We start from the raw sequence: 11,762 nt of genomic DNA on the forward strand, positions 1-11,762 counted from the left end.
ATCTCTCTCTAAATTCACCATAATTTCTACTCAGCTCCTTCTGAGTAAATTTGTGCTTAGTCTAAACTCCAGTTAAGTAGAGGCGACTCCATACTAGAGTGCTTCAAAGCGCTTTTATGTTGTTGGGAATAGTCAGTTTTGACGCTGACTGTGGTTGACTCTCCCAGAGCATTAAGCCTTGGTTTTCGGCCTCTGGAAAATATTCACAAAAAATTCCCTTCGCTGTCAACCAGATCGCGGTCAACAACTCGGAAGAATTTTAGAAAAGTATTTGGGTATTTATTCAAGCTCTAACAACCATTCAATTCACTGTTGACTGATAACTGATAACTGTTCCCCCTGAACTCATTACAACAACTTATCGAGCTCCTTCTGCGTAAACGGATTCTCACCCTTTTTCAGGGAATCAATCCAGCCTTGCCGCTGTTTTTTGCTCTCTGCCGAATCCGTGCCCTCGATAGACGCTTGAAAATCTGCGATCGCCCCGGGCGTATCCCCCGTCAGCGCCCGGGCCACCCCACGACTATATCGAAAGTGGCCATTGCCCGGTGCAAGTGCCACCGCCGTATCGCACGCCGAGATCGCGGTCTTTGCCCCTTCGTGCAGCGCACCGTACCAACACAGCCTATCCCAAGACTCTGGAGGGATCTTCCAAGTTGCGTCCAACTTCTTTGCTATCTCGAAGGCATCCACTGCTTCCTGAACTTTACCCTCTTGGACTAGGTTTTCCCCTTTTTTAATGGAACCTTCAGCAGCCCACCGTTTAACCCTGTCCTCTGCTGGCACCTCAATCGTGGGCGATAATTTCTGGGCCTGTTGGAACGTCGCAATGGCTAGGCCCAAATCGCCTTGCCCCGCGATCGCTCGACCTTGATTGACTAAAAACTGGGCGTTTTCCGCATCGTTCCAGGCCAGCCTTTGACAGGTTTCCCCCGCCTCTTTCGCCACGGAGAGCATTTCCGCATCCTCAGCACCAAACTGCGTTTGGGGCGCGACTAAAACGGGATGTAAGATTAATCGGTTGCACGCCATCTTCAGCCAATCTTGCCAAGTGCCAAGGTGCCAGAGGCGAAGCGTGCCATCGGTACTGCCGCTGATAATGGTTTTACCGTCCGGGCTAAACGCAACTGAAGTGACTGAACCCGTATGTCCCTTGAGAGACTGACCGATGGGTTGACCGGAGGTGTCCCACAAGCGAATGGTCCGATCGTAACTACCACTGGCAATGGTTTTGCCATCCGGGCTAAATTTCACCGAGTAGATTGAATTGGTGTGTCCTTTAAACGGTTGACCGATTGGTCTGCCTGAAGTATCCCACAGGCGAATTGTATTGTCCCGACTGCCACTGACGATCGTGAGGCCATCCGGACTGAATCTCACCGAGTAGACCCCATCCTTATGCCCTTTTAAGGGTTGACCGATGGGATTGCCTGAAGTATCCCACAGGCGAACTTTCCCGTTATAGTCACCGCTGACGATTGTTTTGCCGTCCGGGCTCCAGGCCGCGGACATGACGAAGTTTGTATGTCCCTCAAAGGGTTGACCGATGGGATTGCCAGACCGATCCCACAGGCGGAGCGTACTGTCATCGCTACCACTGACAATGGTTTTACCATCTGGGCTAAAAGCCACTGCCTCGACCCCATCCTTGTGCCCTTTGAAGGGTTGACCGATGGGATTGCCCTTGCTATCCCACAGGCGAATTGTCTTGTCCGCGCTACCACTGACAATGGTTTTGCCATCGGGGCTAAATGCCACTGAAAAGACCGTACCTTGATGTCCTTTAAAGGGCTTACCGATGGGATTGCCAGAGCGATCCCACAGGCGAATTGTCTTGTCCCAGCTACCACTGACAATGGTTTTGCCATCGGGGCTCCAGGCCGCTGAGTATACTCCAAAGTTGTGCCCGGTGAAGGGTTGACCGATGAGGTAGCCGTCCGTATCCCACAGACGAATCCTCCCCTTATCATCGCTACTGAAAATGGTTGTGCCATCGGGGCTCCAGGCCACGGACAAGACTGGGCCAACGTGCCCGATGAGGGCATGACTCAGGAGAGAATTCCCCATAAGATTCCAAACAGAAATGGTTCCATCCATCCCCCCACTGACGATAGCTCTACCCTTGGGACTAAATGCGAGTGACCCAATCGGCGCACCCTCATGCCCTTTGAAGGGTTGAGTGATGAGTTTCCCCGAGGTGTCCCACAAACGAATCCGCCCGTCATTGCTGCCACTGGCAATGGTTTTGCCATCGGGGCTCCAGGCCACTGACGCGACCTCATCCTCATGTCCCGTCCAAGGTTTACCAATGGGTTGACCCTGACGAGTCCACAAACGAACCGTTTTGTCCTTGCCGCCACTGACGATGGTTTTGCCATCGGGACTCAATGCCAGAGAGCTAATCCCACCCTTATGCCCTGTGAAGGGTTTACCGACGGGCAAGCCATTCGTGTTCCACAGGCGAATCGTCCCGTCAGAACCGCTACTGACGAGCGTTTTGCCATCGGGGCTAAATCGGATTGACGAGACCTCGCCTTGATGCCCTTTGAAGCCTTGGCCCACGAGCTTACCAGAGATGTTCCACAAGCGAATCCTCCCCTTATCATCGCCACTGACGATCTTTTTGCCGTCGGGGCTCCAGGCCACAGAATTGAGGGCGGTTTTAAGCCCATTGGGCAACGGGTCGAGCGGTTGACCGATGGGATAGCCAGAGGTATCCCACAGGCGAATCGTCCCGTCTTTACCGGCACTGGCGAGGGTTTTGCCGTCTGGACTCAACGCTAATGAGTTGACTCCACCGGCTTGTCCCGTAAGGAGATTGCGCTCTCTGGCATCCCCGGCGGCATCGCGCAAGCTAGACTGCACCTGGGCAAACGTCTCCTGGCGAACCTCTGGCGATGCAGATTGGCTTTCACCTGTGGCTTTAATCGCCAAAATGAGTGCCTCTAGGGGATCGGCATCGAGCAAAGTCTGCACGCGGCTAGCATTTTCCTCTAACTTGGCAATTTCAGTTTGCTTTTTCGCCTCTATTGTCCCAAGTGTTGTGAGAATAGTGGCAAGTGTCATGAGCGAGAGCGCACCCACAGCCGCTGCCGTTAATAGCATCTTATTTTTGCGTTTTTCTGTGCTACTTTTGGCTATATATGCCTTTTGTAACTCGGTCGCGACCGGCTGTTTCTTTTGTGCTTGAATGTCTTGCAACCAAACTTCGGCGATCGCCAATTCACTTCCTCGCAACAGTAAATCGTTGGTTTTATTTTTTTGCTCCCATTCTAGCGATCGCTGAGACCATTTCGTATGATTCTGTAAATGTTCTCTGTCTGTATCGAGGGTTCTGACCAATCGATTAAAATTGGCATTAAAATCCCCATCGTTTTGATTGAAATCTATCCACTGGACTTTGGCTAACTCCGGATGCAATTCTGCTGAATTGACCGCTCGATGCAGCAGCGTCACAAACCGCTTGTTCAAATTGGCTGCATACTCCACTTCCATCGCGCAATAGGGTGAATTTACCGCTTGCGGGGACAGAATAAATAAGAAATTATCTGACGATTGGATGCCCTGCTCTATCTCTCGCGCAAAATCCGAACCCGAGGCAATACTTTCTTGGTCGAACCAGGTCGTTTTTCCCTGTAGTTGCAGTTCGTTATTGAGCTTTCTGGCTAAATCCGAATCGCCACGAGAATAAGAAATAAAAACATCTAGGGACTCCAAGGGCGGTTGCCGCAAACTTGACGCAATGAATTCTTCAATTAATGCTGTCGGGCAATGCTGCGTCCGTTTCTGCCCTACCTTCAACCACGCCTCTGCACTTCGCAAGTTATAACCTCGCAGCAGAATACTCGGATTCTTATGTTGTCGCTCCCACTTCAAGGCTTGAGTTAGGAACACTTTATGCTCGTTATAGTAAGCTTCATCCTGATGTAAAATCTTCAGCAATTGACTTTCATCGAGTACGTAATCGCCTTCTTCTACGTTGTCGGTAAGGTCGATATACTGCACGCCCTGCAATGCCTTGGGAATCGAGTCGGGTGGCGTTTCTCGAACTAAAACGGGGATAATTCGCTTGTGGAGCGATACGGCACAGTCTATTTCTTTGCGAACGTACTCGGATTCTACAGAGTCGGGCGAAACCAGATAGACCAAATTATCGGTTTGTTCGATGCCCCGATCGATCGCCCTCTGAAAATCTTCTCCGGTTTGAATATCGGTTGTATTCGTCCAAACTGTCAAGCTTTCTCGCCTCAGACTGTTGCGAATTTTCTCCATTGTTTCCCGGTCCCGCTCGGAATAAGAGATAAACACCTGAGTCATCAAGTTATTGCCATTCTTGATGCTTTCAGTAATGTATTCGCAATGCAAGTCCGTCGGAAGGCAAGGCGGCTGCTGCTCGTTAAAATGAATTTTTAACCAAGCTTCCGCTTGCTTTTTCTCGTCGCCCACTAACAGCCATCTATTTTGTTTTTGCTGCCGTTCCCAGTCTAAGGCTTTGGTTAAAAATTGCGTATGTTTTTCTACATACTCGGCATGGCGCTTTAATAATTCAAGTAATCCGGTCAAAGATTTATCGAAGTCATCAATTCCCTCGCGAAAATACACCCAGTTAATTTTGCCTATAGCCGGGTGCATATTGTTAAAACTCGAATGCAATCCTTTGGCTTTGTAGGCTTCCCACTCCTCGTCGGTTCCCTGCGGCTTTCTCTGCTGCCAAATGTCTCGATCGATCTGTTCGACGTGCAGTAAGGGAATTATCCGTTTGTTTCGGCGAATCGCCAGTTCGATTTCCTTGCCGCAATAAGGCGAGTTGATCGAATGCGGTGCGATGATAAATAAGAAGTTGTCCGCTTTCTCGATGCCGTCGTCTATTTGATTTTGGAAATCGACTCCCAGGGGAATATCGTTTTGGTCGAACCAAATATTCAACCCTTGTTCTTTTAATCTCTCGTATAACTTTCTGCCGAAACCTAGACTATCTGCTCGTCCGTAAGATATAAAAGCGTCAAATATTGTTTTCATGAGGAAGGGATAGGTAAATGAGGAATAGGAAATCGGGAAATTTCCATCATTGAATTCAAACATTGTAGAGAGGGCGAATGGTAGACCGCAAAACCGCACAACCTCACGCGATCGGATTGGATGGGACTCGAACAACATCTAAACTGGCAGTTTACCGCCAGTGTGCCATCTGCTACACCGATTTTTGGGAAGCTGATGAATTTGACGGGGTTGTCACCCCGTGAACCCATACAGTGTTTACTTTTCCCACTGATTCAGCAAGCCGTGATTATAAATCCTCATTGCTGGGTCATCTATCTATGGTATGATGTTTTTGTCCGATCGCACTTAATCAAGAAGCCATAGGGCATCAATATTCTCGTCAGCAACTCTCTAATAGACGAATAGATGGGCTGTTCTCAATTGGTGGTGGAAACGGTACTGGGAGCGTCTGGCTCACACAGGCTTTCGGGCATTTCCCACGGGAAGTTTTATTTTTACTATCACCTAAAACTCAGGAGAGCTTTACAAAACTCACCCTCAAGCGGGCTTATAGCAATGCCGAAATCTTGAATTCATACCTGTATTCAGCAACGCCGCGAATCTAAACAATATAGTGCATCTAAACAGAAGTCCACATGGCGAAAAAGACCTCGTATTACGACTACCTGCGCCAAGAAATGACCGATATGGTCGAGCAACTGGAGCTACCAGATCTTTGCAAACAGTCGCTGAAAAGTCGCTGGCTCGATCAAGTGGTTTGGGCGGATAAGAAAGCCGAAGAATGCCGTCGCTGGCACTATCGCTTGCGCCTGACGGCGATCGTTGGTGGCGTACTGTTGCCTGCCGTAGTTGGAATTAACTTTCAACTGGGCAAAGATAATGAATACTTTCGCTTTTGGTTTCCTTACGTCCCGTTTGTCTTGAGCCAAATTATCGCAGTCAGTGCGGCAGCGGAAGAATTTATGCGCTTTGGCGATCGCTGGCGCGAGTACCGACAACTAGCCGAAGAGCTCAAAGCAGAAGGCTGGGAATACCTGCAATTGAGCGGCCCCTATCGCTACAAAACCCACGAAGAAGACGATAGTCCGCCTCCCCTGTCGCGCAGTCGGATGTCCGAAGTCAGCGTCGAAGACTGGAAAGCCCTCAAACCCCGGACTGAGAACAACCAATCTACAACCCACCAAGATGTCTATACCCTGTTTGCAGGTCGGGTCGAAAGCTTGATTAAGAATGACGTACAAAACTATATCACGGCGTTGCAGCAAAAACAGGCTAAGGAGCAAGAGCAAATCAAGCACATCCTGAAAACCGTCGAGAATGTTTCCACCGATAAAACCTTGTTTGCCAGACCCACTCCTGCCCCTCAACAGCCGTCTTACGGGGCTGCCAACCAGCCTAACAATGGCTATGGAGCAATGGGAATCCCAGCGCAACCTGCGGCTTTCAACGCTCCAGGGCAACCCTCGATCGCACCAGTCCCCCCTCAGCATACCCCGATGCCGCAAACCGCGTTCGCCCAACCTCCCGCGGCCTTTGCACCCCCACCCGCACCGAGTGCCCCAATGCCTCAGCCGACTGTTGCCCAGCCTCCTGCCGCGTTTGCGCCTCCACCGGCACCGACGCAAATGGCTTTTGCCCAGCCTCCTGCCGCGTTTGCAGCAGCCCCCTCTGCCAGCGCTCCGGTGCAGCAAACCGCGATCGCCGACCTGAATGCTCGCATCCTCGCCTCCACCCTCAAACTGCGGGGAATGTCTACGGCCGACGGCCCTGATGGCGGCAACAACGCCTGCGCCTGGACGGTCAACAAAGTCATGCAGGCTGCAAGCCTCAGCCCACTTGGCGCCAATCCCAATTACGTTCCAGCAGTTCTGGACGCACTCAAACAAGGGCGAGGACAACAGGTGTCGAGAGAATCGGCGAAAGCGGGCGATTTGGTGGTTGCGGATGGAGAAGCACACATTGGGATTGGACTGACCGATGGTTGCAGTCGAGTCCTCTCCAACTCATCCTCTAGAGCTTGCTTTGTGTGGGAAAGCGATACGGATTTTGACGGCTCCTACGGTGGAAAGAGTACCATTTACCGCCTGAAAAGTTGAAAGTTGAAAGTTGAAAGTAGGGGCGCACGGCCGTGCGCCCCTACGTTGAGAGTTAATCATGCTGACTGGATTGAGTATCCGAAATCCGGGACTGAATGCCTCCTCCAAGAATCAAGCTCTTAACAGTCGGTCTCTAGCTATTATTTTCTGAGGAACCTGTCGATCAACCTAAAAGATAGGTCGCATATGCGGATTTGGCCTAACCTCAGATGTACCCCAGCCCTCTACCCTCTAACAGGACATCCCGATGGCTAAGAAAAAGACCTACGAACAATACCTGCGCGAAGAGTTGGGAAGCTTAGTCGAACAGTTGAAACTCCCCAACCTCTACAAACAGTCGCTCAAACAGCGCTGGATCGATCAGGTAGTGTGGGCGGATAAAAAAGCGGATCAGTGCCGCCGGATGCACTACCGATTGCGTCTGACGACGATTATTAGCGGGGTGGTGCTGCCTGCTCTGGTGGGGATTAATATGCAACTGTCTAAAGATAATGAATACTTTCGCGATTGGTTTCCTTACGTCCCCTTTTTCTTAAGTCAGGTGGTAGCCGTCAGTGCAGCGCTAGATGAGTTTCATCGCTATGGCGATCGCTGGCGAGATTATCGCAAAATGGCAGAAGACCTCAAGGCTGAAGGCTGGCAGTACGTGCAATTGAGTGGTTCCTACGACAACCTGGTCGACCATATCGACGGCTATGCGACCTTTGCCAGCCGGGTTGAAAGTATCATCAAAAACGACGTACAAAACTACATCGCGACGTTGCAGCAGCAGCAAGCCAAAGAAAACGAGCAAATCAAGCAAATTCTTAAGACAGCCAACACTGTCGCCACCGATAAAACCCTGTTCGATCGACCCGAACCCGTCCGGCCCCCCCAACAGCAACAGCAACAGCTTTGGGGGACTCCGGCTCCCGCCTTTCCTGCCCCTGGGGCTGCGGGCATTCTCCAAGTTCGCCAGAATACCGAATTCAAGCTCAGTCCCCAACATTCATCATTGTTGCCCGATAACTATAAGATTTTGGTCGGTGGCGGCAACAGCTTTGGCTTGATGTCGTATGCTCAAGCTGACAACAATCACCTGCAAGTGGCGATCGATCGCGGACTCGGTCCTGAAAACCGCAACGTCTGGTTTGTCAGCGCACCCGATGTCGCGATCGTTGGCAATACCGGGTCTAGTGGCGCCAATCTCATGGCGACCTCTGCTGCGCCAGCACCGATGATGGCAGCAACGGCCTCCGCTCCAAGCCAGATGATGGCGACCTTTGCAGCTCCAGCACCGATGATGGGTGCAACGGCCCCCGCCCCAAGTCCGATGATGAGCGCTCCTCCCCCCGCGCCCACTGCTCCCCTGGCTCCCCCCGCCCCGGCTCCCTCTGCCCCAGCGGCAAGCAACGGCGCCATTCAACTGCCCGTGCCCTTTTTCTCCCAACGAGACAATATGGAGCAACCCTACCGAACTTGCAATACCTCCAGTTGTGCGATGGTGGCTAAGTTCCTGGGCGCAAACATTTCCGGGGATGACGACTACTTCCATTACGTGATTAAGTATGGCGATACCACCGACCATAGCGCCCAAACTCAGGCGCTGGCAGAACTGAGAATTCAATCGACCTGGAATACCAATCTCGATTTTGACGATCTGGATAAATCGCTAGCCAGTGGACTGCCTGCTGTCATTGGTATTCTGCATCACGGGCCGCTGTCTGCGCCTTCAGGCGGGCATATGATTGTGGCGATCGGTCGCAAGGCAGACGGTGATTACATTATCAACGATCCGTTCGGCAACTTGTTGGACGGCTACGTTTCTGAAGATGGCGGCGGATTGACCTATTCTCGCCAGGAATTGGCCTGTCGCTGGACGGCAGATGGTCCGAAAACCGGCTGGGGACGGCTGTTTTACGGCAATAACCCACCGGGTACATCCGCCCAAAACGCACCCGCTCAAACTGCACCTGCTCAAACGGCTCAAACTCTCTTCGCCTCTGGTACGGCTACGGCTGCGAGTCCGACGGCAAGCGCCCAATATATGACGGGCGAGCAACTGATTCAGATTGCCGGATCGAATGCACCGAGCGATCGCCTGCGCCAACTGGCTTCCAGCGTCAACGACGTTCTCAATCACTACCAGATTAATACGCCCCTGCGGATCTGCCATTTCATCGCTCAGGTGGCTCACGAGTCGGACTGTTTCAATGCGATGGAAGAATATGCTTCTGGTGAAGACTACGAGGGACGGGACGATTTGGGCAACACCCAACCGGGCGACGGCGTCCGCTTTAAGGGACGGGGGTTAATGCAACTGACCGGAAGAGCGAACTATGCGGAGTTTTCTAAGGCAATGAATCAGGATTTTATCGCTCAACCCCAACTCGTCGGACAGATTCCGGTTGCCATTTGGGTCGCAGGCTGGTACTGGGATACCCGACACCTCAACGAGTATGCCGATCGAGATGACCTCGAAGGAGTCACCGTCCGCGTGAATGGGGGTTACAACGGCCTCGAAGATCGCCGGGACTATTTGCAAAAAGCGAAGTCGGTGCTGCGTGCCTAACTGGCGATACCCCGTCGGAACTCCCGAATGGCTTCAACTTTGGAAGTCGCCGCCATCAAAACACGTAACAGTTACAGATGTTGGTAGTCCTGCATAGTCAGGATGGCTCTCCTGAACTTATGGTTATAAGTTTCTCTAATCAGAAAAGCAAGCTAATACGCGATTCCTAAAATTATTAAAATTAGAAAAACCATACCCTTGCCGCATTATCAACTTAATCCGATTGTTGATTCCTTCCATGACTCCACTTGTGGTGCGATGAAGAAAGTAGTTGCAAATGCCCTCAAAATGATTCTCAATTGTTGATGCAGATTCTCTAAAAAATACTTGTGCATGATTTAGCCATTCTTTGATTTTCTTCTGCCCTTTTTGGACCGTCAAATTATTCTCATATATTTCTCTAAATTTTTCTTTCATCTCATACGCAATTCGCAAACATTCGGATTTTCCTAGTGTCAATTCTAATTTATAGCAACCGCCAAGGCGGTTAGGACGCAAGGCGTAAGACAACCTCGATCGCATCTCGCAAAGAATCAAACTGATGCTTGAGTTTACGAATTCTACTTTTGAGCCAAGACCAGCATTGTTCAATTTTGTTGAAATCTGGGGAGTATGGTGGTAAATATAACAGTCTACATCCTGCACTTTGAATCAATTCCTGAATCCGACCGCCTTTATGAAATGTGGCGTTGTCCATTACCACCACTTGTCCTGTAACCAATGTTGGAAGTAAACAAGTTTCTAGCCAGGTTTCAAAAACTGTTCGATTGCACGCTCCCTCAATCGTAAAAGGGGCGCTCAATTTTTGTTGGCAAAGGGCAGCAATCATATTAACTCGACCTTTCCGCCGCCCAGATTTCAGTGCGTGAAACCTTTTACCTCGGTCATTCCAAGCATAATCATACTGGTTTCGGTCATCCATCCCTGATTCATCAACATAAACAATTTTGTCCGGGAGTATGGTGGACAACTCTGCTATGAAAGCTTGCCGCTTGGCTTCATCCCGCTCGCGGTAGCCATAAGTCTTTTTTTTCGAGTAAAACCTATTTTGTTTAAGGCTCGTGAGATTGTGCGTGAGCTAATCTCTCCATCCCAAAGTTTCGCCATCTCCACCTGGGTTTTCTCCCCATTAGATGAGGCAAACTCGCGGAATTTTTCCCAATCGGTAATTTTATGACCATTACCGGGGGGCTCGTTGGGCAATGCTAGAAAGTCCCTTGTTTGGGCTTGTCGCTTCAGCCATAGCCCGATCGTGTTGCGACTGATGTCGAACAATATACTCGCTTCAATAATCTTTAAGCCATCTAGTTGGATAGCTTGAATGACTTTCTGACGTAGGTCGTAGCTGTATGGTTGGGGCATGACGTGTGCTCGCTCCGCAACAAAAAAGATTATTCTCAGTTTACGCCATAACCGCCTTGGCGGTTGCTATATCAATCTGCTCTTGCTTCAAATTTACTCGATTACTTACTAATAAATATTTACTTTGCCTATCTGTTATTCCGGCTGCTCTACGTAACTTATTTAAGTGTTTATTAACTACTTTCATGACATGAAAACGATCAATAATAACTTTGGCATTTGGGAATACTTTTTTGATAACTTTAGGGAATCCTCCCCACATATCAACACTGACTTCCTCAACTTGTTCACGAACCTCAATTGCTTGTTCCATAAGGACTTCAATGATTTTTTCACAGCGATGAGAATCAATCATCTCAATTAAATTACCTTCGGAGATGTCACTCACAACAGTCACAAAATTTCCTTGACCTTTTCGCATACTTATCTCATCGAGACCAATTCGTTTAACCCGTTGCCAATTCGGTTTTTTTTGAGGGTGTTTACATGCTCAAATATTCCTTTTATTTCGTCATAACTCAGTCCTTCTTCTCGTCCAATTTGCTCTATGCTCGATTGTTTTACACGCTCATAAATATTTTGTTCGTATCGTTGAGTATGCCGTCTTTTAACGTCCAAACAATCTAATTTTTCTGTGGGATACCGTTGACAAATAGGACAGTAAAACTGCCGTCGTCAACAGTCCGGACAGTTTTTTGGGGTGAGTGGCGAGGAAAGCTATCCAAGGCTTAAAGTACAGTCATACATAAAAA

7 protein-coding genes and 1 pseudogene are annotated in these 11,762 nt (G+C 49.8%); 3 read left to right on the plus strand and 5 right to left on the minus strand.

From position 1 onward, the window contains the following. Nucleotides 1-348: 348 nt before the first annotated feature. Nucleotides 349-5,019, minus strand: coding sequence for a TIR domain-containing protein (locus QUA13_RS29315; protein ID WP_333204207.1), 4,671 nt, complete (start codon nucleotides 5,017-5,019; stop codon nucleotides 349-351). Nucleotides 5,020-5,096: 77 nt separating this feature from the next. Between QUA13_RS29315 and QUA13_RS29320 the strand changes: the two genes are divergently transcribed. From QUA13_RS29320 to QUA13_RS29330, 3 genes are all read left to right on the plus strand, one after another. Continuing rightward, nucleotides 5,097-5,243: a hypothetical protein gene (locus tag QUA13_RS29320; protein ID WP_333204209.1), complete on the plus strand. Its 147-nt coding sequence runs from the start codon at nucleotides 5,097-5,099 to the stop codon at nucleotides 5,241-5,243. 393 nt (nucleotides 5,244-5,636) lie between these two features. Further along, nucleotides 5,637-7,097 (plus strand): DUF4231 domain-containing protein, encoded by a 1,461-nt coding sequence (locus QUA13_RS29325; RefSeq protein ID WP_333204211.1) that lies wholly within the window; start codon nucleotides 5,637-5,639, stop codon nucleotides 7,095-7,097. A 247-nt stretch (nucleotides 7,098-7,344) separates the two neighbouring features. Next, nucleotides 7,345-9,648, plus strand: a complete 2,304-nt coding sequence (locus QUA13_RS29330) for a DUF4231 domain-containing protein (RefSeq protein WP_333204213.1) — start codon at nucleotides 7,345-7,347, stop codon at nucleotides 9,646-9,648. Nucleotides 9,649-9,783: 135 nt separating this feature from the next. Here the strand turns inward: QUA13_RS29330 and QUA13_RS29335 are convergent. The 4 genes and pseudogenes from QUA13_RS29335 to QUA13_RS32905 form a co-directional block, all read right to left on the minus strand. Then, nucleotides 9,784-10,116: pseudogene (locus QUA13_RS29335) on the minus strand (ISL3 family transposase); the annotation flags it as partial. A gap of 19 nt (nucleotides 10,117-10,135) precedes the next feature. After that, nucleotides 10,136-11,010 (minus strand): IS630 family transposase gene (locus QUA13_RS29340; protein WP_333204217.1). Its coding sequence is split into 2 segments (ribosomal slippage): nucleotides 10,136-10,678 and nucleotides 10,681-11,010, totalling 873 coding nucleotides; the frame shifts between segments, so codons are not numbered across the junction. A 40-nt stretch (nucleotides 11,011-11,050) separates the two neighbouring features. Further along, nucleotides 11,051-11,431 carry a transposase gene (locus QUA13_RS29345; RefSeq protein WP_333204219.1) on the minus strand — a complete coding sequence of 127 codons (381 nt, stop codon included), beginning with the start codon at nucleotides 11,429-11,431 and terminating at the stop codon, nucleotides 11,051-11,053. Between the two features lie 2 nt (nucleotides 11,432-11,433). Continuing rightward, the gene (locus tag QUA13_RS32905) at nucleotides 11,434-11,628 is read right to left on the minus strand and encodes a transposase family protein (protein ID WP_445242756.1); all 195 of its coding nucleotides are present in this window, start codon (nucleotides 11,626-11,628) and stop codon (nucleotides 11,434-11,436) included. Nucleotides 11,629-11,762: the final 134 nt, after the last annotated feature.

Source organism: Microcoleus sp. S28C3, from assembly GCF_036700785.1.
GTDB classification, from domain to species: domain Bacteria; phylum Cyanobacteriota; class Cyanobacteriia; order Cyanobacteriales; family Microcoleaceae; genus Microcoleus; species Microcoleus asticus.

What these genes read in the sequence shown, in the direction of transcription:
- QUA13_RS29315 (WP_333204207.1), bottom strand. Translation starts at nt 5,019, where the DNA reads ATGAAAACAATATTTGACGCTTTTATATCTTACGGACGAGCAGATAGT.
- QUA13_RS29320 (WP_333204209.1), top strand. Translation starts at nt 5,097, where the DNA reads ATGGTAGACCGCAAAACCGCACAACCTCACGCGATCGGATTGGATGGG.
- QUA13_RS29325 (WP_333204211.1), top strand. Translation starts at nt 5,637, where the DNA reads ATGGCGAAAAAGACCTCGTATTACGACTACCTGCGCCAAGAAATGACC.
- QUA13_RS29330 (WP_333204213.1), top strand. Translation starts at nt 7,345, where the DNA reads ATGGCTAAGAAAAAGACCTACGAACAATACCTGCGCGAAGAGTTGGGA.
- QUA13_RS29345 (WP_333204219.1), bottom strand. Translation starts at nt 11,431, where the DNA reads ATGCGAAAAGGTCAAGGAAATTTTGTGACTGTTGTGAGTGACATCTCC.